Annotated in this window: 27 protein-coding genes and 1 tRNA gene; 20 read left to right on the top strand and 8 right to left on the bottom strand. The window is 35.8% G+C overall.

What is annotated here, in order from left to right:
- The first annotated feature begins 64 nt into the window (after positions 1-64).
- The 3 genes from galE (at position 65) to EKL99_RS06085 (ending at position 2896) form a co-directional block, all read left to right on the top strand.
- Complete coding sequence (gene galE, locus EKL99_RS06080) at positions 65-1078, top strand: UDP-glucose 4-epimerase GalE (protein ID WP_126458678.1); 1014 nt, start codon at positions 65-67, stop codon at positions 1076-1078.
- Positions 1075-1200 carry a hypothetical protein gene (locus EKL99_RS14770; RefSeq protein WP_255416217.1) on the top strand — a complete coding sequence of 42 codons (126 nt, stop codon included), beginning with the start codon at positions 1075-1077 and terminating at the stop codon, positions 1198-1200. Before galE ends, EKL99_RS14770 begins: the two co-directional genes overlap by 4 nt.
- Positions 1201-1441: 241 nt before the next feature.
- Complete coding sequence (locus EKL99_RS06085) at positions 1442-2896, top strand: NAD(P)/FAD-dependent oxidoreductase (RefSeq protein ID WP_126576577.1); 1455 nt, start codon at positions 1442-1444, stop codon at positions 2894-2896.
- A gap of 113 nt (positions 2897-3009) precedes the next feature.
- Here the strand turns inward: EKL99_RS06085 and EKL99_RS06090 are convergent.
- Positions 3010-3084 (bottom strand) — tRNA-Val (locus EKL99_RS06090).
- Between the two features lie 85 nt (positions 3085-3169).
- Positions 3170-4390, bottom strand: coding sequence for a folylpolyglutamate synthase/dihydrofolate synthase family protein (locus EKL99_RS06095; RefSeq protein WP_126576578.1), 1221 nt, complete (start codon positions 4388-4390; stop codon positions 3170-3172).
- A gap of 129 nt (positions 4391-4519) precedes the next feature.
- Between EKL99_RS06095 and EKL99_RS06100 the strand changes: the two genes are divergently transcribed.
- Positions 4520-5215 carry a MotA/TolQ/ExbB proton channel family protein gene (locus EKL99_RS06100; RefSeq protein ID WP_126576579.1) on the top strand — a complete coding sequence of 232 codons (696 nt, stop codon included), beginning with the start codon at positions 4520-4522 and terminating at the stop codon, positions 5213-5215.
- A 1-nt stretch (position 5216) separates the two neighbouring features.
- Entirely contained in the window at positions 5217-5612 is a 396-nt protein-coding gene (locus EKL99_RS06105; protein ID WP_126458690.1) for a biopolymer transporter ExbD, read from the top strand.
- 218 nt (positions 5613-5830) lie between these two features.
- On the opposite strand, the gene EKL99_RS06110 is transcribed toward EKL99_RS06105, so the two are convergent.
- From EKL99_RS06110 to EKL99_RS06120, 3 genes are all read right to left on the bottom strand, one after another.
- Positions 5831-6730, bottom strand: coding sequence for an energy transducer TonB (locus EKL99_RS06110; RefSeq protein WP_126458693.1), 900 nt, complete (start codon positions 6728-6730; stop codon positions 5831-5833).
- Between the two features lie 406 nt (positions 6731-7136).
- Positions 7137-8363 carry a Glu/Leu/Phe/Val dehydrogenase dimerization domain-containing protein gene (locus EKL99_RS06115; RefSeq protein WP_126451759.1) on the bottom strand — a complete coding sequence of 409 codons (1227 nt, stop codon included), beginning with the start codon at positions 8361-8363 and terminating at the stop codon, positions 7137-7139.
- A 67-nt stretch (positions 8364-8430) separates the two neighbouring features.
- Positions 8431-9501: an anhydro-N-acetylmuramic acid kinase gene (locus EKL99_RS06120; protein ID WP_126576580.1), complete on the bottom strand. Its 1071-nt coding sequence runs from the start codon at positions 9499-9501 to the stop codon at positions 8431-8433.
- A gap of 88 nt (positions 9502-9589) precedes the next feature.
- Between EKL99_RS06120 and EKL99_RS06125 the strand changes: the two genes are divergently transcribed.
- The 10 genes from EKL99_RS06125 to EKL99_RS06170 all read left to right on the top strand — a co-directional run bounded on the left by EKL99_RS06125 (position 9590) and on the right by EKL99_RS06170 (position 16965).
- On the top strand, positions 9590-10729 hold the full coding sequence (locus EKL99_RS06125) for an acyl-CoA dehydrogenase family protein (RefSeq protein ID WP_126451761.1): 1140 nt from the start codon (positions 9590-9592) through the stop codon (positions 10727-10729).
- 99 nt (positions 10730-10828) lie between these two features.
- Complete coding sequence (locus EKL99_RS06130) at positions 10829-11506, top strand: Crp/Fnr family transcriptional regulator (protein WP_126458705.1); 678 nt, start codon at positions 10829-10831, stop codon at positions 11504-11506.
- Positions 11507-11586: 80 nt separating this feature from the next.
- Positions 11587-12186, top strand: a complete 600-nt coding sequence (locus EKL99_RS06135; protein ID WP_126458708.1) for a peroxiredoxin-like family protein — start codon at positions 11587-11589, stop codon at positions 12184-12186.
- 2 nt (positions 12187-12188) lie between these two features.
- Positions 12189-12647, top strand: a complete 459-nt coding sequence (locus EKL99_RS06140; protein WP_126576581.1) for a YHS domain-containing (seleno)protein — start codon at positions 12189-12191, stop codon at positions 12645-12647.
- A 186-nt stretch (positions 12648-12833) separates the two neighbouring features.
- Positions 12834-13040: a hypothetical protein gene (locus tag EKL99_RS14650; protein ID WP_231507385.1), complete on the top strand. Its 207-nt coding sequence runs from the start codon at positions 12834-12836 to the stop codon at positions 13038-13040.
- A gap of 9 nt (positions 13041-13049) precedes the next feature.
- Positions 13050-13538 (top strand): DinB family protein, encoded by a 489-nt coding sequence (locus EKL99_RS06150; protein WP_126458714.1) that lies wholly within the window; start codon positions 13050-13052, stop codon positions 13536-13538.
- Positions 13526-14236 carry an NRDE family protein gene (locus EKL99_RS06155; RefSeq protein ID WP_126576582.1) on the top strand — a complete coding sequence of 237 codons (711 nt, stop codon included), beginning with the start codon at positions 13526-13528 and terminating at the stop codon, positions 14234-14236. The genes EKL99_RS06150 and EKL99_RS06155 overlap by 13 nt, the downstream gene beginning before the upstream one ends.
- Before the next feature lie 22 nt (positions 14237-14258).
- Positions 14259-15308, top strand: coding sequence for an ATP-grasp domain-containing protein (locus EKL99_RS06160; RefSeq protein WP_126458720.1), 1050 nt, complete (start codon positions 14259-14261; stop codon positions 15306-15308).
- 4 nt (positions 15309-15312) lie between these two features.
- A complete protein-coding gene (locus EKL99_RS06165; protein ID WP_126576583.1) occupies positions 15313-15966 on the top strand; it encodes a hypothetical protein in 654 nt (217 codons plus the stop codon).
- An 18-nt stretch (positions 15967-15984) separates the two neighbouring features.
- Positions 15985-16965 carry a M28 family peptidase gene (locus tag EKL99_RS06170; RefSeq protein ID WP_126576584.1) on the top strand — a complete coding sequence of 327 codons (981 nt, stop codon included), beginning with the start codon at positions 15985-15987 and terminating at the stop codon, positions 16963-16965.
- Here the strand turns inward: EKL99_RS06170 and EKL99_RS06175 are convergent.
- Positions 16958-17536 (bottom strand): GNAT family N-acetyltransferase, encoded by a 579-nt coding sequence (locus EKL99_RS06175; RefSeq protein WP_126576585.1) that lies wholly within the window; start codon positions 17534-17536, stop codon positions 16958-16960. The genes EKL99_RS06170 and EKL99_RS06175 overlap by 8 nt on opposite strands.
- Before the next feature lie 131 nt (positions 17537-17667).
- Here EKL99_RS06175 and EKL99_RS06180 point away from each other — a divergent pair, with 131 nt between their 5' ends.
- The 5 genes from EKL99_RS06180 to EKL99_RS06200 all read left to right on the top strand — a co-directional run bounded on the left by EKL99_RS06180 (position 17668) and on the right by EKL99_RS06200 (position 21974).
- Positions 17668-18345, top strand: a complete 678-nt coding sequence (locus EKL99_RS06180; protein WP_126515898.1) for an SDR family oxidoreductase — start codon at positions 17668-17670, stop codon at positions 18343-18345.
- Positions 18346-18364: 19 nt separating this feature from the next.
- Complete coding sequence (locus tag EKL99_RS06185) at positions 18365-18964, top strand: SprT-like domain-containing protein (RefSeq protein WP_126554893.1); 600 nt, start codon at positions 18365-18367, stop codon at positions 18962-18964.
- A gap of 191 nt (positions 18965-19155) precedes the next feature.
- A complete protein-coding gene (locus tag EKL99_RS06190) occupies positions 19156-19563 on the top strand; it encodes a hypothetical protein (RefSeq protein ID WP_126576586.1) in 408 nt (135 codons plus the stop codon).
- Positions 19560-19871, top strand: coding sequence for a hypothetical protein (locus EKL99_RS06195; RefSeq protein WP_126576587.1), 312 nt, complete (start codon positions 19560-19562; stop codon positions 19869-19871). The genes EKL99_RS06190 and EKL99_RS06195 overlap by 4 nt, the downstream gene beginning before the upstream one ends.
- A gap of 279 nt (positions 19872-20150) precedes the next feature.
- Entirely contained in the window at positions 20151-21974 is a 1824-nt protein-coding gene (locus EKL99_RS06200) for a S8 family serine peptidase (protein WP_126576588.1), read from the top strand.
- Positions 21975-22146: 172 nt separating this feature from the next.
- Here EKL99_RS06200 and EKL99_RS06205 read toward each other — a convergent pair whose 3' ends face one another.
- Both EKL99_RS06205 and EKL99_RS06210 read right to left on the bottom strand, forming a co-directional pair.
- Positions 22147-22908 (bottom strand): ABC transporter ATP-binding protein, encoded by a 762-nt coding sequence (locus EKL99_RS06205; protein ID WP_126451773.1) that lies wholly within the window; start codon positions 22906-22908, stop codon positions 22147-22149.
- Complete coding sequence (locus EKL99_RS06210; RefSeq protein WP_126451774.1) at positions 22905-23654, bottom strand: ABC transporter permease; 750 nt, start codon at positions 23652-23654, stop codon at positions 22905-22907. The genes EKL99_RS06205 and EKL99_RS06210 overlap by 4 nt, the downstream gene beginning before the upstream one ends.
- Between the last annotated feature and the right edge of the window lie 13 nt (positions 23655-23667).

Below are 23667 nucleotides of genomic sequence, written 5' to 3' on the forward strand. Positions count from 1 at the left end.
TTCATCGCATCTTTTTTATAAACGATTAGATGCAGTTTATTGCGTCTGTACAAAATTAGAAATCATGAAAATAGTAGTCACAGGTGGGTTAGGGTTCATAGGGTCTCACACCGTAGTGGAATTGCAAAACGAAGGGTTTGAAGTTGTCGTTGTAGATAATTTATCGAATACTTCCTTGAGTGTTTTGGACGGAATTCAGAATATTACGGGAAAAGTTCCGGCTTTTGAAAAATTAGATTTGCGCGAAAAAGAAAAAGTGCAGAATTTTTTTAAAAGGCACCCTGATATTTCAGGGGTCATTCATTTTGCAGCTTCAAAAGCAGTGGGCGAAAGTGTTGAGAATCCGTTGTTGTATTATGAAAATAACATCAATACACTGGTATATGTTTTGCAGGAATTACAGCTAAAACCGGAAGCAAATTTCATTTTTAGTTCTTCTTGTACGGTTTATGGTCAGGCCGAAACCATGCCAATTACGGAAAATGCATCTATTCAAACCGCCATGTCTCCTTATGGGAACACGAAACAAATAGGAGAAGAAATCATTACTGATACTGCCAAAGTTACTAATATCAATGCTATATTATTACGCTATTTTAATCCAATTGGGGCGCATCCTTCTACTGAAATTGGAGAATTGCCTATTGGAGTTCCTCAGAATTTAGTGCCGTTTATTACGCAAACCGGTTTTGGATTGCGAAAAGAACTTTCGGTTTATGGTGATGATTACCCTACTCCAGATGGAACGGCAGTACGCGATTACATTCACGTAGTTGATTTGGCGAAAGCCCACGTAATTGCTCTACAGCGCTTATTGAACAAAAAAAATACGGCTAAAGTAGAAACCTTTAATCTGGGAACCGGAACCGGCAGCTCAGTATTAGAGGTTATTCATACTTTTGAAAAAGTAAGTGGTAAAAAATTGCCTTATAAAATTGTAGGTCGCAGAGAAGGAGACATTACCTCAGCTTACGCCAATACAGATAAAGCCAATACTATTTTGGGATGGAAAGCACAATCCACGCTGGAACAAGCTATGGCAAGTGCCTGGAAATGGGAACAGAAGATTAGGAGGTGAAAAAATCACACCCGCTTCATGCCAAAAATCAAAAACCTTCAAAATCATTTGATCTTGAAGGTTTTGATTTTTGGGGTTCCTGCAGATTTGTTTGTGAATCATTTCAGGTAGGATTTGAATAAAATGACTCAGAGAAATCCTTTTTGGTTTAATTTGGAAAAAGTACTTTTGTATTGCTATCTTTTTGTATTAAAGTTGCAAAACTACCACAAGCGGTAAAACATTGAAGATATAAATTTCTCATGTTAAATTATATGAAAGTATTGAAAGACAGGTTCTGTACTTTATTAATAGCCCAACAGCAATAGTATTAGCTTCGTGTTCGTGTAGCGAAGAGTCAACATCAAGTGAAATAAAAAGGAAGTGAAAAAAGAGGAAGATGAAGGAGCATGCTGGGCTATTTGTCCGGAATGTCAGGGACGTGGCAAAAAAAGTCGTGGGATCAGCAAGAAAGCGCGACTCCGCTATCAACTAGCATTTGATCTATTTGAAAAAACAAAAGGCGAAGGAGCGGCTCCAGTGTATCCCAAAGGTCACTTATACTCCTGTTTGAACTGTTACGGATCCGGTTTGGTTCATTCGGATAGTCACCCGGTTGCGGATAAAAAAAACTTCCCACACGTTGCTATTATCGGTGGTGGTATAGGAGGAGTAGCTCTAGCGGTGGCTTGTTTGCACCGCGGGATTCCTTTTACGCTATTTGAACGCGACAGTAACTTTGATGCTCGCTCTCAGGGCTACGGACTTACTTTGCAACAAGGGAGTAAAGCGATCGAGGGATTAGGTATTTTTTCTTTAAAAGAAGGAGTGATTTCAACAAGACATCTGGTTCATACTGCAGAAGGAAAAGTGATTGGGGAATGGGGAGTCAGAAAATGGATACCGTCAGATACGAAAACATCTCCCAAGCGTTCCAATGTACATATTGCACGACAATCGATGCGTTTAGCCTTACTAGAGCAACTCGGCGGACAGGATGCAGTACAATGGGGGCATCAGTTGGTAGCGTTTGTGGCATGTAAGGATGGTGTTGATTTAAGCTTTCAAATAGACGGGAAAATAAAGAACTACAAAGCAGATCTTGTGGTTGGAGCCGATGGCATTCGTAGTTCGGTACGGACGCTACTGATTGGGGAGGATATTACTCCATTACGATACCTAGGTTGTATTGTGATATTGGGAATTTGTCCTTTAAGCCGTCTCGAAGATCGTACAAGCCATTTACTAGACTCTGCAACTGTATTTCAAACCGCCAATGGCAATGAGCGGATCTACATCATGCCTTATACGTCAGACTCAGTGATGTGGCAACTTAGCTTCCCAATGCCAGAACAAGAGGCTAAGACATTAAGCGCTCAAGGACCTCAAGCACTCAAGGAAGAAGCGTGTCGTAGAACGCAGTGGCACGATCCCATTCCTCAGATTTTAGCGGCGACCCTGGATGCGCAGATTTCTGGCTATCCTGTGTATGATCGAGAATTGCTCCAGTCAGAAATGATGGAGAAATGGGGGGCAGAGACTTTGATTGGTGATGCGGCTCACCCGATGAGTCCCTTCAAAGGACAGGGGGCAAATCAAGCCTTGCTAGATGCACTTTCGCTGGCTCGTGAAATATCAAAGGGATGTAGTCCTTTATCTCAATGGAGAAAAGGTGGAATAAGGGAAAGTGTGTTAACGAAGTTTGAAGCGGAAATGTTAGAACGCAGTGGGATCAAAGTGCAGGATTCAGCTACAGCTGCAGAGTTCTTACATTCTGATATCGTGCTTCAAGAGGGTAATGCGCCCAGAGGACGGAGTCTAAAGAAAAAAGACACTTAGATATAACTTGCAGAGATGGTTGCGTGTATTGCGGAAATAATTTTAATTCTAAACGAAGTGTTCCGTTAAGTAGTAAACATAAAAAAACTCCATTAGAAATAATGGAGTTTTTGTGGGCGATGAGGGGTTCGAACCCCCGACCCCCTCGGTGTAAACGAGGTGCTCTGAACCAGCTGAGCTAATCGCCCTAAACAACTTGGTTACTTTCGTTTCCGTTATTGCGTGTGCAAATATACGCCACTTTTCTAGATTTGCAAGTAAAAACCAAAAAAATTATAAAATTTCTGCTACTACAAAGGTGCTTCCACCAATGTATATAAAATCAGTTGCTCCGGAATTTTTCAGTGCGGTATGATAAGCTTCTGAAACAGAATTGTATATTTCCCCTTTTAGGTCAAAGCTAGCCGATTTTTGTTTTAGAATTAGAACATCCAGCCCACGAGGAATATTGGGTTTGCAGAAATAATAAATTGCTTTTTTAGGAAATAAAGGCAGGATTTCATTTAAATCTTTGTCATTTACAACTCCCAAAACAATATGTAATGCTTCAAAAGTTTGTTTTTGGATTTGATTCAACACAATTTCCAGTCCATTTTTGTTATGTGCAGTATCGCAAATAACTTTGGGGAATTCTCTTAATTGTTGCCATCTTCCCTGCAGTCCGGTATTTTTCACCACATTCAATAAGCCGGATTTTACATTTTCAGAAGTGATTTTAAATTCGTTCTGATTGTTTAAAACGGTGATGGTTTCTAATACTGTTTTTTTATTGTGCCTTTGATAATCGCCAATTAAATCAGAGGGATAGGTTTCTGAAATTAAATCAGCAGCAAAATAGATTTCCGAATTGCATTCTTTGGCTTTAACCAAAAAAACAGGTCGGGTTTCAGGAGTGTATTCTCCTATTATCACGGGAAGGTTGGGTTTGATAATTCCCGCTTTTTCAAAAGCGATTGATTCAAGTGTGTTGCCCAAAAATTGCGTGTGGTCCAATCCTATATTGGTAATCACCGAAACTAATGGAGTGATAATATTGGTAGCGTCTAATCGTCCGCCCATTCCCACTTCTATAACAGCGATGTCTACTTTTTCTTTGGCAAAATAATCGAAGGCTAAACCAACGGTCATTTCAAAAAAACTCATGTCATTGGATTCAAAAAAATGTTTGTGTTCATGGATGAAATTAGTAACAAATTCCTCGGAAATATCCTTTCCACTAATTTTTATACGTTCTCTAAAATCCTTTAAATGTGGGGAAGTGTACAAGCCAACTTTATACCCAGCTTCTTGAAGTATGGATGCCAACATGTGCGAAGTAGAGCCTTTTCCATTAGTTCCCGCAACATGAATGCATTTTATTTTTTCTTGAGGATTGTCAAGATGTGCTGTGAGTAAATGCGCATTGGTTAAATCTTTCTTGTACGCCGAGGCGCCCTGAAGTTGGTACATCGGGAGCTGGTTAAACATCCAATTGGTGGTTTCCTGGTAGTTCATTTTTGTAATAAAATAGTAATTGTTTGAAATATTTTTCGTTTTTTTTAGTTTAATAGTACATCGAAAAGTATCTTTAGTGCAAAATTGAAATAATTTTTAGAATTAATGATTAAAATACAATAATATTATATGTTTAGTTTTATACAATTACAGGCCGACACGATTACCAACGCTGCTTCAAACGTAGTAATTGAAAAAATTGCTCCAAATGCCGAAATATCCACTTTAGGATTCCTTTTAAAAGGGGGCGTGTGGCTTATCCCAATCGGGATTCTATTATTTTACACTTTTTATCTTATTATAGAACGCTATTTGTATATCAATAAAGCATCAAAAATTGATACTCTTTTGATGCGCGATGTACGTGATAATCTTAATTCAGGGAATCTTGATTTAGCTCGATCTATTGCAGAACGAAATAATACGGCTTCAGGAAATATCATAAAAGAAGGAATTCTGGTTATTGGGCGACCAATTATTGAAATTGAATCTAATATGGATCGTGCTGCAGATATCGAAATAGGAGAAATGGAAAAGCAGTTAGGTCACTTAGGCCTTATAGCCGGAATCGCACCTACGTTAGGGTTTGTTGGAACTATTTCTGGAGTAATTAAAATATTTTATAGTATTTCAGTTACTGAAAATATTAGTATCGGTAATATTTCCGGGGGATTGTATGAAAAAATGATCAGTAGTGGTGCGGGCTTAATCGTTGGTATCATTGCCTACAGCGGATATCATATATTAAACGGCAAGATTGATAATTTTGCTTTAAAAATTCAAAAACAAATCCTGGAGTTTGTAAATATTATTCAAAGATCGTAACATGTCTATAAAACGAAAAAGAAGATTTCATGCTGAGGTAGCCACATCGTCATTAAGTGATATTATGTTTTTCCTGTTGTTGTTTTTCTTGATTATATCAACGTTGGCAAATCCTAATGTGATCAAGATGACCTTGCCAAAAGCTCAGGCGAACGAGAAAACAAATAAGCAATACATTAGTTTATCTGTCACTGAGGATAAAAAATTCTACATAGACAAGCAAGCGGTTTCCTTTGAAGAACTCGAAACAACCTTAATGTCTAAGATGAATTTAGAGAAGGATCAAACGGTTATTGTTCGCATTCCATTCAATTTGCAAGTACAAGACTTAGTTGATGTACTGCAAATAGGAGTCAAAAACAATTTGAAGTTTGTGATTGCTACCAGTCCAAAGTAATACCGTCATTTTATTTACAGGATTATTTGGGCGTGACCGCAATAGAAAAAGGGGCTAATCAGCATAGTGTTGATTGGCCCCTTTTTCTATTGCGGTCGGGCTATCCGCAGTACTTCGGTACTTGCTACTATCCCTTACGCAAAGTTGTATCTCTGATGTTACGCAGTTGTCATTACTTTATTCCTCGCAATGATAAAAAGATACGCTTCCTAATTGCTCTAATTCAAATTGAAATTGTAAACAATTTTACCGACTTGTTTTTCCGGGGCATCGCTGCTGGCATCCCATCTCGTGCTCATTGCTGCAATTCGTGCTTGGTCTAATAAACATTTTGCGGTATTCGTGGTTCCTCTAACACCAGCAACGGCATTTACTGTCCGTCCGGATCTGTCTACAGATACTTCAACTACAACTTTGCCTTGTTCATTACACGTATATTTTGGTGCGGGTTTAGAAACAGCTTTTCTGTTTCCTAACGAATATCCCACTCCGCCGCCAGAGCCACTTCCGGTTCCACCCCCGCTTCCGGAACCATAGCCACTGCCAGTTCCTATTCCGCTTCCAGTACCGTTTCCGCCGCCTGTTCCTCCTCCAGAACCACCCGTTCCATAATAACCGTTTGAACTCAGGCTTCCGTTTGCTTTTCCTTTGTTTCCGGCTACTTTGTCATCGCCATCTCCGCCTTTATTGGAGCCTTTCATGAAACTGGATAAAGCATTATTGGTATTGTTAGAAACTTTAGGTTTTACAACTACTGGTTTTGCTGCTTCTTTTATAACTACTGTTGGTTTTTTAGTTTTTTCTTTTGTCGGAATCACAACACTTTCTTCAGTGCTGTTTTCCTGAGATAAAATAGCTTCCTCTGGAGTTGATTTAGCAGGCGTTTGTCTGGTTTGGTTTTTTACCTCCAAAACTTCGCTTTTATAATTCGCACCCGAACCTAAATCGCTGTCGCCAAAATTTACTGTAACGCCACCGCCACCACCGCCACCAGCAAGTTCATCCATGTTTGCAGGAGGCCAGAAACGGATAAAAAATAAAATTAACAACATTGTCGCATACAAAAGAATGGATAGTGCTAACGATTTCTTTTGATCTGATAAAATGGTGAAACTCATTTGTGTTTTAAATTTAAAAAAGTGTATTACTAAAAAACGTTGAAAAGTACTAAAAATTGTTAAGAGTAAAAAGCTACTGCCGGAATATAAATAAGATCGCTTTCGCTTAAAACTAAAAATAAGAAAAGGGATTAAATATATTATAAAATCTTCTTAATATCAGTTCCGAGATTAAAGAATAATGAGTTGGGTAATATTAATAAAAATTCAAATTAATTTTAAAAAAATCGAACCACATAGAAACATAGAAAAAAAGAGTCATATAGCCCAATTCTTGAGTTCACCTAGCCATGGTTTTTACTAAAAAGTGAAACGCCTTCCATAAAGTAAAAATCTATGTTTCTATGTGGTTAAAAAATTAAACAAATTGAATTACACCCAACGGGTTAAAGAATACGATTGTATTTTAAGTAAGCTGCTTCAATGCTATTTCAAAAGCAGTGGCGCTAATATTTGTTCTACTTGGATTCAAATTATGCGCTTTTTCAATCGCTTTTTTAATAATTTCTGAAGTGTCTTGAAAAATAGCTTCATCCGTCATTTGTACTTTCTTTTCCATGAAATAAGCAAAAACACGAGCCATACCACAATTAGAAATAAAATCAGGAATCAAACTCACTTTATGATCTACATCTTCCATAATTGGACCGAAAAATATTGCTGTGTCAGCAAAGGGAACATTTGCACCACATGAAATTACTTCAAGCCCATTTGCAATTAAGCTGTCAATTTGAGATTGAGTGACTAATCGCGAGGCGGCACATGGAGTGAATATTTCAGCACCGATTGTCCATATTTTTTGATTGATTTCTTCAAAAGGAATCATGTTTTCGGCCACCAGTTTGTTTCCGTCTTTGGCCAAAAATAAAGCTCTAATTTCTTCAAAAGTGAATCCTTCTTCCTTTATTAATCCACCATCTCTGTCGATAATACCAATTACTTTAGCACCCATTTCGGCTAAGTAAAATGCGGCAGCTGAACCGACATTTCCAAAACCTTGTACGATAGCTTTCTTTCCTTTTACATCGCCACCATAAATCGTGTAATAATTACGAACGGCTTCGGCAACGCCATAACCTGTAATCATATCAGCAATAGTATATTTTCTGGAAACATCTGGTGAGAATTTTGGATTTTCAATCACTTTCACCACACCCTGACGCAATTGTCCAATTCTGTTGATTTTATCTGCTTCTGTCGGTTTGAAGTGACCGTTGAAAACGCCTTCTTGAGGATGCCAAACGCCACATTCTTCCGTCATGGGAATTACTTCATGAATTTCATCCACATTCAAATCGCCACCGGTTCCGTAATAGCTTTTCAATAATGGAGAAACGGCTTTATACCAGCGTTGTAAAACGCCTTTTTTTCTTGGATCATTCGGGTCAAAATTAATTCCAGATTTAGCGCCGCCAATAGCTGGCCCGGAAACCGAAAATTTCACTTCCATGGTTTTTGCCAGAGACAACACTTCATTCATATCCAGCCCTTTTCTCATACGAGTACCGCCACCGGCAGCGCCACCACGTAGCGAATTGATGACTGTCCATCCTTCAGCTTCTGTTTCAGCATCTTTCCAATGGAAAACTATTTCAGGTTCTTTATTTTCGAATTTCTTTAATAAATCTTTCATTTGTTGCGATATATTTAATTTTGGCAAATATAAAAAATAGAATAATGTGAAATCTGTATTTTTAGTTTTATTTTGGAGAATAAATAATTCCCGAACTGTGATCTGATTTTGCACCTGTAACGCTGCTCAATACATTTATTTCGCCTCGTAATTTTAAAACGCCGAGTAATGCAAAAATCAACGCTTCTTTAAATTCCAGAATTTTAGTTGATGGAATAATAATTTTCATTTCCGGTAAATGACATTGAATGCGCTCCATCAGAAAATCATTGTAAGCGCCACCGCCAGTTATGAAAAGGCTTCCTTTTTTATTGGGTAAAGCCACCGCAATTTGCAGCGCCACGTGTTCCGTGAACGTGTGTAATTTGTCTTTTATGGGAATGGAATAGCTTTCTATAATAGGTAAAACGGTTTCTTTTACAAATTCAAAACCCAACGATTTAGGATGTTTCTTTTGGTAAAAATCCAACGCATTTAATTCCTGTACTAAATCTTTGTTGCAAATTCCTGTTTTCGAAATACGGCCTTTGTCATCATAATCTAATCCCAGTTGATTGGCATAAAAATTCAAAACAGTGTTTACCGGTGAAATATCAAAGGCAATTCTTTTGTTGTTTTGTTCAAACGACACATTCGAAAAACCGCCTAAATTCATGCAATACTCGTATTCAGAAAATAAAATGCGGTCGCCAATAGGAACCAAAGGGGCACCTTGACCTCCCAATTGCACATCCTGAACTCTGAAATCACAAACAACCGTTTGGCTAATTAAAGGGGCAATTTCCGGCAAATTTCCAATTTGAAGTGTGAATCCGTTTTGGGGTTGGTGCAAAATAGTATGGCCGTGGGAACAAACGGCATCGAGATTTTTTATTTCATGTTTTTCGATGAAATCAGAAATGATAGCAGCCAGAAGTTGCGTGTAATCTTGGTTTAATTTTTCGAGAGCAGTTTCAGAAAAACCGACAGCTATTTTCAATTTGTTTAACCAATCAATGCTATACGGAACTGTTTCGGATTCCAGGATTTGAAAGTCCCATTCATTGTTTTTGACAGTAAAGACAATATATGCCAAATCTACGCCGTCCAGTGAAGTTCCGGACATGACTCCTATAATTGTATACTTTTCTTTAAACATTGGCTAAATTTACGAAATCGTTTGAAATCTAATATTTAATAATTACTTTTGACGACAAATTTAAGAACATTTAATTTACAATAAAAATATGGATTTTAATCTAACCGAAGAGCATTTAATGATTCAGCAAGCGGCACGCGATTTTGCAAATGCAGAACTGTTAGCCGGAGTTATAGAAAGAGACGAACATTCAAAGTTTCCTACTGAACAGGTGAAAATGATGGCTGATTTGGGTTTCATGGGAATGATGGTGGATCCTAAATATGGTGGATCCGGTTTAGATAGTATTTCGTATGTTTTGGCTATGACCGAAATTTCAAAAGTTGACGCTTCTGCGGCAGTAATTATGTCGGTGAATAATTCATTAGTTTGTGCTGGCCTTGAAAAATATTGCAATGAAGAACAAAAAATGAAATATTTGGTTCCGCTTGCAAAAGGGGAAGTAATTGGAGCATTTTGTTTGTCAGAACCAGAAGCGGGTTCAGATGCCACATCTCAAAAAACAACGGCAATAGATAAAGGGGATCATTATTTGTTGAATGGGACTAAAAACTGGATAACCAATGGTTCTTCAGCGTCAACCTATATTGTAATTGCTCAAACAGATATTGAAAAAGGACATAAAGGAATCAATGCTTTTATCGTAGAGAAAGGTTGGGCGGGTTTTGATATTGGACCTAAAGAAAAGAAAATGGGAATTCGTGGTTCAGATACGCATTCTTTGATGTTCTCTGATGTGAAAGTTCCGAAAGAAAACCGAATTGGAGAAGATGGTTTTGGGTTTAATTTTGCTATGGCAGTTTTAAACGGAGGACGAATAGGGATTGCTTCCCAAGCATTAGGGATTGCAACCGGAGCGTACGAATTAGCATTGAAATATTCTCAAGTGAGAAAATCTTTTGGAAAGGAAATTTTCAAACATCAAGCGATCGCTTTCAAATTAGCGGATATGGCTACTCAAATTATGGCGGCAAAAATGCTAGTTCTAAAAGCAGCTTCTGAAAAAGACGAAGGGAAAGATATTACGCAATCGGGTGCTATGGCTAAGTTATTTGCTTCTCAAACGGCAATGGATACTACAATTGAAGCTATTCAAATTCACGGCGGAAATGGATATGTAGCTGAATATCATGTGGAGCGAATGATGCGGGATGCTAAAATTACTCAAATTTACGAAGGAACTTCTGAAATACAACGAATTGTAATTTCAAGAACATTAGTTTCATAATTATATTGCATACTATTTTACAAACCCTTTCAAGTTATGATTTGAAAGGGTTTTATTTTTCAAATCATTTTTTCAATACATTTACGAAAATTTTTTTTTATGTACGAAGATTTAAAATATTGGTATTTGCGCGATCATAAATTATTCCGGACGTTGAGTTTTGGACAAATCAGGGAATTGTGTATCATCACCGGTTTTAAAAAAGCACAGAAAGGCGAAATTATTTATTTTTCTTCTTCGGATTTGCCAAGAATTTTTCTTCTAAAAAAAGGGAATATAAAAATTGTGGCAGTTGATGAAGACGGCAATGAAACAATTAAAGATATTATTCAAAAAGGAGATTTATTTGGGGAACTGGCTTTGGAAGCCGACAGCCACTCTAATGAATATGCAAAAGTACTTTCGGATGATGTGGCTATCTGTAGTTTTCTAATGTCGGATTTTGAAAATTTATTATTGCAAAATCCAAGTCTGGCGTTGTCTTACACCAAGTTTGTAGGATTAAAGATGAAACGCATTAAGAACAGTTATTCTAATTTGATTTCTAAAGACGCCAGAACCAGATTGTTTCAGTTCCTGAAAGATTGGGCTGAGAAAGAAGGAAAAAAAATAGGTGATAAAGTAGTTATTGAAAATTACCTGACCCAAAATGATATTGCCCAAATTATATGCACTTCGAGGCAGACAACTACACAATTACTGAATGAAATGGAAACGAATGGTACTATTGTTTACAGCAGGAGAGAAATTATTATAACGGACATCAGTGCATTATAATTAATTTAGTGGAACTGTAACATAGCCGACAAATCAGTTCGAAATAGTACAGTAGTTTTACAACTTAAAAATGTAACACTATGAAAAAAATAATTTGTCTGGCCTTATTTACAATTGGATTATCCGCTTACGCTCAAAATAATTTACCAAAATTAGCCACAGAAATCGCTCCATTGCTTATTGGAGAAAAAATTCCTACTTTTACTTTGAAATCTGTAGAAAATAAGGATGTTAATGTAACGGAATTAATCAGTAAGAAAAGAACGGTTTTAGTTTTTTACCGTGGTGGTTGGTGCCCGTATTGTAATGCTCATTTAGCCGCTTTGGCCGAAGCCGAAAAAGAATTGTTGGATTTAGGATATCAAATTATCGCAATAAGTCCCGATGCTCCAAAAAGCTTGAAAGGTACAGATGATAAAGAAAAGTTAAATTATTTGTTATTGTCAGACAGTGCAGGTGAATTGTCGAAGGCGGTTGGGATTGCTTTTCAAGCACCAGAAAATTATAAAGCCATTCTCAATAAAGATTCTGAAGGAGTAAATAGTTCTTTTTTGCCTGTTCCGGCGGTGTTTATTTTAAATGTAAATGCGGAAATTGAATTTGAGTACATTACTCCAAATTTCAAAAACAGAATTTCAAATGATTTGTTGATAGCCGTTGCAAAATCGTTAAGTAAATAATCATGAAAAAGGTACTGTTTGTTCTAACCGTTTTGTTTGCTTTTTCTGGCTTTGCACAAAACGACAGCAAACGAATGGATCATTTTAATCTTGAAAAAAATGTGGCTATTCAAGGATATGATCCTGTGGCTTATTTCAAACAAGGAAAAGCAGTGAAAGGCAAAAAAGAAATAACAGCATTGCATGAAGGCGTGGTTTATTATTTTTCGATGCCAGTAAATAAAGACTATTTCTTAAAGAATCCTTCAAAATTTGAACCGCAGTACGGAGGTTGGTGTGCTTTTGCGATGGGAGATTCTAATGAAAAAGTGTCTATAAATCCGGAGACTTTCAAAATAAAGAATGGGAAGTTGTATTTGTTTTACAATGCTTTTTTTAATAATACATTGAAAAGCTGGAACCAGAATGAATCTGGATTGATGATGAAGGCCGATGTAAATTGGAATAAAATAGTGAATTAAAAAAATAGAAATCATGAAACTATCTCTGTTTTTCTGATTGCTGAGATTTACGACAGCAGTAATTTTAGTCCAAACGCTGAACTTCAAATTTACGGGGAGTGAAGAATCGGTTTCTGTTTTTTCTACTATGGGGTAGAACCTTATGGACGAATTGGCACTGGAATTGCCGAGTTGATTGTGGTAATTTTGATCTTAATACCAAGAACTTTCTTGTTTGACGCTGTATTGGGTTGCGGAATTATGGTTGGTGCGGTTTTTGCCCATCTGTTTGTGCTTAGGCTTGAAGTTAAAAATGATGGTGGGACACTTTTTATTTTGGCTCTAATTGCCTTTCTTTGTTGCGCTACTTTAATTATTAATGACAGAACTAAAGTGATGAATTTGTTGAATTAAAACGTAAATATGCTACTACCTTCTATTAATAATAGTTTAAACGAACTGATTGATTTGCTGAATCAATTGTCGCAAAAAGAATATTCAAATTCTTGTGCGGAATTAAGTAATGCAACTATTGGGGAGCATACCAGACATATTCTTGAAATGTTTCAGTGCTTAGAAAATCAATATGATTCAGGCATTGTGAATTATGACAAAAGAGAACGAAATTCCCGTATTCAAACGGATACGACTTTTGCTATTGAAAACATCGTCTTGATTCAACAAAATTTAAACAAGAAAAACAAAAATATCGAGTTGTTGCAAGTTATTGATGGAGAGGAAATCCGAATTGAGAGTAATTATTTCAGAGAATTACTGTATAATCTAGAACATTGCATTCACCATCAAGCACTTATAAAAGTAGCTATTTTACAATGTGAAACAGTAATTATTGACCCTAATTTTGGAGTTGCCCGATCTACCATCGAATACAGAAATCAATGTGCACAGTAAGTTTTGTAGCAACGAATGATACAATTATCATTACCTCCAATCGGGATGAAAAAACAGTAAGACCCAGTGCAATACCTCCAAAAAGTTATACCGTAAACGGGAAAAATATTATTTTCCCAAAGGATCCAAAAGCAGGAGGAACGTGGTTTGTGGCTAATGCTGACGGAGTAATTTTGGTGCTTTTAAACGGTGCGGATGAAAAGCATGAAGTACAGCTCCCATATCGAAAAAGCCGTGGCTTGATTGTTTTAGAGATGATCAGTAGCTTATCTCCAAAGGATTTCTGGAGCGAAATTGATTTGGAAAACATTGAACCTTTTACATTAGTTTTATTTCAAAACAACGCTCTTTTTCAATTGCGCTGGAACGGAAAAAAGAAAGAAACAATATCTTTAGACATACGTAAAAACCATATTTGGTCTTCATCAACGTTATATCCATTAGCCATGCGTGAACAACGTTTGCAGTGGTTTCACACTTTTATGAAGGAGAATCCTGAAATTTCCGAATCAAAAATGCACGATTTTCATCGCTACACCGAAGAAGGAAATGATGAAAATGGTTTGGTTATCAATAGAAATGACGAAATGAAAACGTTGAGCATTACACAAGCAGTTATTGAAAAAAATAAAGTTGCTATATTGCATTACGATTTGATTGCGCAACAGGATTTTTCGACCTCATTTATCACCGTTTAATACGTACACATTGACCCGAGTTATGACGAACAGGCGAATCAAACTATTTTTTTATAAAGTTACGCATTGGGAATACTGGCCTTTCCAGATTGTGTATATTCCAATTTATTTTCTTTGGTCCTATTATTCCATCAAGGCAAAATCTATTTTTTTCTTTAATGCGTCTAATCCAACCATAAAAAATGGCGGTTTTATGATGGAGTCCAAAAAACAAATCTACAATTTGATTCCACAACACTATTACCCAAAAACGGAATTAATAAAAGAAGGAACTACTCTTGAAGAAATTTTAAAGACGATTCAAGTATCAAAAATAAAATATCCTTTGATTGCAAAACCAGATATTGGACTGCGAGGCTCCGGAGTCAAAAAAATTAACAATGTTCAAGATTTAAAAGAATATGCTGAAAAAGCAAATTTTGATTATGTAGTGCAGGATTTAATTCCGTTTGACAATGAAGTCGGGATTTTTTATGTGCGTTATCCTCATGAAAAAACCGGTAGAATTACTGGAATTGTTTCTAAAGAATTTCTGATTATTACCGGAACCGGATTCTCTACCGTAGAAGAATTAATCAAAGAAAATCCGCGATACGAACTGCAATTAAAGGTTTTGAAACAAGAATACGGAAAAAAACTACTCGAGATTCTTCCAAAAGGAGAAAAATTGAATCTGGTGCCGTATGGGAATCATGCACGAGGCGCAAAATTCATTGATGGAAGCCATTGGGTCACACCAAAATTGACACAGACTATTAACGAAATGTGTTTGCAAATTCCTGGTTTCTACTTTGGGAGAATGGATGTGATGTACAATACTATTGAAGAATTAGAACAAGGATTGAATTTTTCAGTTGTGGAGCTGAATGGAGCTGCAAGTGAGCCCACCCACATTTATGATCCAAAAAATTCTTTGTTTTTTGCCTGGAAAGAACTTGCGCGTCACATTACCTACATGTACGAAATAAGTGTGGCAAACCATAAAAATGGCACTCCATATTTAGGGCATAAAGAGGGGATGAAAGAATACAGAATGCATCTGAAACAAAGCTATAAAATTGTAAATTTCTAAAATAATGAAGGCATTAAAGAACATTTTTGTTGGTTTTTTAGTGAGTTTTATCGGCTCGATACCCTTGGGTTATTTGAATGTTATTGGTTTTGAAATCTATTCAAAGCTAGGAATGAATAGCTTGGTTTTCTTTTTATTAGGAGTGATTTTCGTAGAGATGGTTGTAATTTATCTCACTTTAATTTTCGCAAAGCAATTAGTAAACAATAAAAAATTAATGAAAATTATTGATTTTTTTGCCGTTCTCTTTCTGTTGATTTTAGGGTATTCTTTTTATGCTAATTCCAGTCAAATAATGGAAGAACAAGGGATTTTAGAGAGTTATGCTATGTGTTCTCCTTTCCTTATTGGTGTATTGTTGAATTGTATCAATTTTCTTCAAGTGCCGTTTTGGACCGGCTGGAATCTCTATTTGATAAATGGGGATTATATTTCCATTGTAAATAAGCTCAAACTGTATTATATTGCAGGAACTTTGGTAGGCACATTTTTTGGGATGTTAAGTTTAGTTTTGATATTAAATACCTTATCTAAAAACACAACCAGTTTTTATCAATATGTAATGCCAGTAGTAATTCCGTCATTTTTTGTGGTTTTGGCTCTTGTTCAAATGGGTAAAGTCTACAAGAAATATTATCGAAATAAAACCCTTTTATAAAATAGAAATCTCAATATCATGAAAAAAGCATTCCTATCTCTTTTTTTAATTTTCTTAGGCTGTCTGTCAACTCAAGTTATTATTGCCCAAACAGCTAGTAAGACGCAAAAAAACCCAGTTGATATTGACTATAAAGTATCAGAAAATGACGTTGCTAAAACATTAAAATATTTAGCTTCGGATGAACTGGAAGGAAGGGAAACCGGAAAAGAAGGAATGGTAAAAGCGGCGGATTATTTAGAGCAGTTTTTTAAAGACAACAATGTAAAACCTTATTTCAAATCGTATCGCGATACATTATCCACTTTTAAGGGAACCGCTTTTAATATCGTCGGTTTTGTTGAAGGGAACGATCCGGTTCTTAAAAATGAATTTATAATGCTAAGCGCACATTACGATCATATTGGCTTGGATAAAAAAGGAGTGAAGGGAGATTTTATAAACAATGGTGCCAATGATGACGCTTCAGGAACAACTGCAGTTGCTGAAATGGCAAAATATTTTAGCATAACCAAAAACAATAAGCGAAGTATTCTTTTTGTATTTTTTGCAGGAGAAGAAAAAGGGTTATTAGGTTCTAAGCATTTAGCCAAAAAACTGAAAGCGCAAGATTTTAAATTGTATTCTCAATTCAATATTGAAATGATTGGTGTGCCAATGAAAAGAGCGTATCTAGCTTATATTACTGGTTTTGATAAATCCAATATGGCAGGAAAAATCAATGAATATACTGGAAAAAATACGATAGGTTTTCTTCCAAAAGAAGCCGAATATAAATTATTTTACAGATCCGATAACTTCTCTTTTTATGATGTTTTTAATGTGCCTTGCCAATCAGTGAGTACATTCGATTTTGAAAATTTTGACTTTTATCATCATGTTTCGGATGATTTCAAAGCGATGGATATTCCTCACATGACTTCTTTTATTCAAGAATTATTACCCGCTGTAACGCAAATGGCAAATACGCCAACACAAGAAATCGTATTGCTTAAATAGTTTTAGAAACCGGCTGATTCATATTATACGCTAATATAGAATAGTCATTATTATTGAACTGAAAATCCCCAATAATGGTCCATTTCAGTTTTTCGGTATGCGCTTTCATAGACGGGATATTTATTTTATTGATAAATGTCAAACCCAACGCATATTTTTGTGCCATGTGTGTTCTCATGAATTCAAACAATGGTTTGATCAATCCCCTGCCACGGTATTCCTTGTGAATGCAAATGGGTCCGTATTGAAAACTATTTGTTGTGGTGATTTTAAAATCTAAAAAGTGTAATTCAGGAAACAAGGAGCTCATGTAATTGAAAATGGGCCATTGTTGGAAAAACTCCCAACTTCCTGCAAAAATGTAAGCAATGATTTTGTTGTTTTTCTTGGCAATAAATAATTCTGATTTTTGAATAACTTCGGTTAGTTGTAGTATTGAAAATGGCGTAGTAACAAATCCAGAAGTTTTTTCTTCTTCGGATAAATTTACTACAAGATACAATTCTTGTAATACCAATACATCATCAATGTCACTCATTTTTGCAGTTTCGAATTGTATGCTTTCGGTCATTTTTCTTGAAATCTGATGTTAATTTGGTTTGTCAAAAATAAGTAAAATTCCTGAAATTTTTAATTTTTATTGTAACAACAATCCTTTGCCTAAAGCCTTACTTTTTTGTCGTTTTTGTTTATTTTTGCTACATGAAAAATATTATCATCACAGGAACGAGTAGAGGAATAGGATTTGAATTGGCATTGCAATTTGCCAATGCGGGACACCAAGTACTAGCCATATCCAGAAAGATTCCTCAAGCTTTATTGGGCAACGAGAATATTATCTGTCTTTCAGTTGATTTGTCCAATGAATCTGAATTAGTGAAAGTAAGTGATTTCCTTTCTAAGTCTTGGAAACAAATAGATGCAGTCATTCATAACGCCGGAAGTTTATTGTTGAAACCTTTCTCAGAAACGACTCAGGAAGATTTCGAAAACATCTATAAGGTCAATGTTTTTGGAGTGGCTAATTTGACTCGAATTTGCCTGCCTTATCTGCAAAAAGGAAGCCATGTAGTAACCATAAGTTCTATGGGTGGGATTCAGGGAAGTTTAAAGTTTGCCGGATTAGCGGCGTATAGTTCAAGTAAAGGAGCCGTGATTACGTTATCAGAGTTATTAGCCGAAGAATATAAAGACCGCGGGGTTTCTTTCAATGTTTTGGCTTTGGGTTCCGTGCAAACAGAAATGTTGGCAGAAGCTTTTCCGGGATATCAAGCGCCAATATCAGCGGGCGAAATGGCGAATTATATTTATGATTTTACTTTGACTGGAAATAAATATTTCAATGGTAAAGTGTTGCAAGTTTCTTCTACGAATCCTTAATTTATAATTCACGTCTATTTTGAGCGAAACCTTAGCCAGATTTATTCCAGAGCATGCGGTAAAACCCGTTTTTGAACTTATTGTTGCTAATCAAGTGCATCTTAAGATTGTCAACGAGCGTCAGACACGTCATGGTGATTATCGAAAAGGCTTAAACGGAAAGCATGAAATCACGGTAAATTCAAATCTCAATAAATACAAGTTTTTGATTACCTTGATTCATGAAATTTCACATTTGGTTGCGTTTGAAAAATTCGGTAGAAATATTAAACCGCATGGAAACGAGTGGAAATATTCTTTTCAAAGGCTGATGATTCCTTATATTCGACCAGAAATTTTCCCAAATCAATTGTTGCCTTTGTTAGCTAGACATTTCAAAAATCCTACAGCCAGCAGCGATACTGATGCTGCTTTGGCATTAGCCTTGAAACAATTTGACCAGCAAAATGACAAAAATTATGTGTTTGAAATTCCGTACGGTAGTGTTTTTAGAATCCAAAACGGAAAGATTTTCAAGAAAATTGCGATCAGAACCAAGCGTTTCGAATGTTTAGAAATGAGTTCTGGAAGAACCTATTTATTCAACCCAAATGCTGAGGTGGAGTTGTTGCCGGGTTGATGAATGTAACTCACTATTTCTTTTATGTCTAGTGTTAATTGGGAATACTCTCAAGGGAATGCTATATTAATAACCTGATTATTAATGCAGCATTCTTTTTTTTGTAAAATCAATTAGTTTTTATGGTAATTTAATGTAAATTTTATCTTACGTTTACATTGTTGTTCCACCTTTACAAAAAAGCTTAAACCATGAAAAATCTACTATTCCTATTTGCAACGTTATTCACAATAAGTAGTTGCAGTAAAGACGATAAAACTCCTGATTGTGGGTGTGATTCGGAAATTAGAACAACAATTCCTGAATCAGCGAACTTGATTGGTAAAATATCATATAAAAAACAACTTGACCAAAACGACAATTATTATAACGATAAATTTTGGATAGGTTATACAGAACAAAATTGCGTTAACTGTGTACACAAAATGATTGTTTGTAACGAAGAGATTCTAAACCAACAAATACTAAATCTTAAAAGCAATGGTCAAACCTTGAATATAAAATTTTCAGGACACCTGAAAGAAATTTGCGAAAAAACGTTTGATGTTGCTGATGTAACTTATGAAAATATTGTTTTAACAAAAATTGAAGTACAATGAAAAAACTAATACTTATACTAACCTTTCTTTCCTTTAATTTTTCTATAAAAGTTCAAGAAAAAATAAACTATACTGATAAAAGTAAGAAAATAGAATTCGAAATCTCTAAAGATGAATTTTATACGGAATTTTCACCTAACGACACACAGTTACTTGAAAATAAATCTGAAAACGATTTTCAAAAATTGAACAACAACTCTGCAATTGTGAAATTCAAAAATTTAACGGGTGATTTTACTTCAAGAAAAAATCAAATGAAAACTCAGATTTCAATCCAATTTGAGAGAATTGAACCCGTTTTAATTTAGAGAGATGGAACTAAGCAAATTGCAAAAGGCGAAGCAAACATCAAACTAAAACCCAACGTAAACATTCAGGATGTTATAAAGGATTTAGATTTTGGTTTTGAACCCAATTCTTTAATAGAAAATCTCTATTTAATTTCCTCAAAATCTTTAAGCACTTACGACTTATTCAAAACTATTGATAAACTTCAAGCAGATAATAGAATTGAATACATAGAACCGAATTTTATCAGATTGCTTGCCCCTCACACTAATGACCCATTATACTCATCACAATGGTCAGTGAATAATCAAGGTTACTATGGAGGTGTTATTGACGCAGATATGGATGTAGAAGAGGCATGGAGCTATACTACTGGCAACGATATAAAAGTTGCCATTATTGACGAAGGTGTTGATTTGAATCATCCTGATTTAATGGCTAATCTATTACTTGGATACGATGCTACAGGTGGAAATTCCAATGGTGGGCCAAATATAACAACTGATGATTCACATGGAACTGCTTGCGCAGGTATTGTAGCAGCTGTAGGAAACAACAATCTTGGCGTTGCAGGAATTGCTTATAATTCAAAAATTCTACCTGTGAGAATTGCATATACAAATGGTTATCCTCTCGGTGATCAGAGAAGAAAATGGATTTCAAGTGACACTTGGATTGCTAATGGTATTAGTTGGGCGGTTCAAAACGGTGCGGATGTGTTAAGTAATTCTTGGGGTGGTGGTAGTCCTTCGACTACTATTACAAACGCAATTAATAATGCGGTTACAAATGGTAGAAATGGTAAAGGTTGTATCGTCTTGTTCTCTTCAGGAAATGAGAATACTGCTGTTAGTTATCCTGCAACATTGCCTAATGTTATTGCAGTTGGTGCTAGTTCTATGTGTGATCAAAGAAAAACACCAACATCTTGCGACGGAGAGACTAGGTGGGGTAGTAATTACGGTACTGGAATTGATGTTATTGCTCCTGGAGTGCAAATTTTTACTACCGATATATCAGGTCTCTCGGGATACGGTACGGCCGACTATATCTCGGATTTTAACGGCACTTCTTCAGCATGTCCAAACGTAGCCGGTGTTGTCGCTTTAATTCTTTCTGTTAAACCAAGTTTAACAGGTATTGAAGCACGTCAGATTTTAGAGAGTTCAACAGATAAAATAAATGGATATTCTTATTCTTCAAGTATATCAGGTCAACCAAATGGAACTTGGAACAATGAAGTTGGTTATGGTAGAATTAATGCTTTAAAGGCAGTGTCGAATACTATAAATTTCAGTATAGTAGGTAATTCAAATATATGTGCGTCAACTAGCAATACTTACACTATACAAAACTACATAAATGGATTTAACACAATTTGGACTTCTACATCAAATTTAACACTCACAAATCAAACAAACAACTCAGTAAGTGTTATTGCTAATTCATCTTTCAATAGCGAAGGCACTGTTACAGCAACTTTTCAAAATGGTTTGACGGTAACCAAAACTATTTGGGTGGGTAAACCTAGTCTTCCAACATTTTTAAAAGGACCAACCACAGTCACTACTGGAGCATTGGTAAATTATAGTGGCGGTACTTCTCAAGGGGCGACTTCTTATGAATGGTGGCTACCTTATCCGTATGATACTGTAAATACGTTTGATTATTTTGGTCAGAACTGGCAAAAATTGACGAATTATAGTGATTCAAATTCAATTCAGGTTTTTACAGGTTACACCCAGAATGCGGGTTTAGTACAATTTATGGGTAAAAATGCCTGTGGTTGTGGTGGGGCAAAAACAATACAGGTAAGTCATGGCTCAGGTGGTGGAGGTCAAATACCACGAATGGCTAATCCAGAAGGATCTTCATGGTATACTATATATCCTAACCCATCAAGTGATTTTGTAAATATTGAGTTAAGAGATCAAAGTATGAAGCCTGTTACAAACTCAAAAATCATTGCCGAACTGTATGATTTGATGGGACACAAAAAAGCAAAGGTCGAAATTGTCAATAATATTGCAACAATAAATGTTGCCGGATTACCAAAAGGGATTTACGTCCTGAATATAAATATCGATGGGCAAATAGAAGGGCATCAGGTGATTGTTGAATAGAGTTTATAAATTCATTCTAAATAATAGCGGTTTTAGGGCAATCCTAATTACCGCTATTTTTTTTGTGTATCAGGTACTTTAGTTGATTGATTTTCATTTTTAAAAATCAATAATGAGGTCTCTTTGCAATTAGAAATTGCAAAATAAAGAAGGATAACATTGAACGATTGTTTCACTCTTTCAAATACGCTTCTCTTACTTTTTTGAATAAATTAGAGGAATAAACAAAGGCAACGACAGCCTCATTATCGGTTCTAAAAATTTCTTCTTTGTTTCCTTCCCAGGCTTTTAAACCATCTTTTAGGAATAGAATTTTCTCTCCAATTTCCATGACAGAGTTCATATCATGTGTATTTATGACCGTTGTGATGTTATATTCTTCTGTAATTTCTTTGATAAGATTATCAATCAAAATAGCTGTATTTGGATCCAATCCCGAGTTTGGTTCATCACAAAACAGGTATTTGGGGTTGTTTACAATAGCGCGGGCAATAGCAACGCGTTTTTGCATTCCTCCTGAAATTTGCGAAGGGAGTTTTTTATGGGCGTCAGTAAGATCGACTCTTTTTAATACAAAATCTACGCGCTGCTGAATTTTTGCTTTATTGTCTCTAGTGAACATTTTTAATGGGAAGCCAACATTTTCAGCTACAGTCATGGAATCAAATAAAGCACTTCCTTGAAAAACCATTCCAATTTCAGTGCGGAGTTCTCGTTTTTCGTCAGACGTTAATTCCGAGTAAATTCGGCCATCAAATGAAATTGTTCCAGATTCCGGAGTATGAATGCCTAAAAGACTTTTGAGCAAAACTGTTTTTCCGGATCCACTTTGTCCAATAATTAAATTGGTTTTTCCGGTTTCAAAAACCGTAGAAATACCTTTAAGAATTTTATTTCCACCAAATGATTTTTCTATGTTTTGTACTTCTATCATGATCCTAGTAACAACTGTGTTAGTATATAATTGAATAGTATTATGGAAACTGATGTCCAAACAAAAGAAACGGTACTGGCTTTACCTACTTCAAGCGCACCGCCCTTCATATAATAGCCATGAAAAGAGGGGATTGTGGCCAGTAACATGGCAAATATCAGTGTCTTTATGAATGCATAAACAATGTGGTACGGGATGAAATCCATCTGTGTGCCATTTATAAACTCAGTACTAGAGATAAAACCACCATAAACGCCTGCCATCCAGCCTCCCAGAACTCCCAGAAACATAGCAATTCCTATTAAGAATGGGTATAATAATAAGGCGATTATTTTAGGAAAAACCAAGTAATTTAAGGAGTTTACACCCATCACCTCTAAGGCATCAATTTGTTCGGTAACCCTCATGGTTCCTATACTGGAGGTAATAAACGAACCCATTTTTCCGGCCATAATCACGGAGATAAAAGTGGGTGCGAATTCTAATATTACGGATTGTCGTGTCGCAAAACCGATAAGATATTTTGGAATTAATGGGTTAGTTAGATTTAAAGCAGTTTGTATAGCAACTACACCTCCAACAAAAAAAGAGATAAAGGCAACAATACCAAGAGAGTCAATGATTAGGTCATCAATTTCCTTGAAAATTAAATTTCTCATCACAGACCATTTGGTCTGTTTATTAAAAATTTCTCTCAGCATTAGGAAGTATCTTCCTATCTGTGTTATATATCGAATGAGCATCATAAGTTTTGCGAAT

Source organism: Flavobacterium sp. ZB4P23, from assembly GCF_003970375.1.
Lineage (GTDB): Bacteria > Bacteroidota > Bacteroidia > Flavobacteriales > Flavobacteriaceae > Flavobacterium.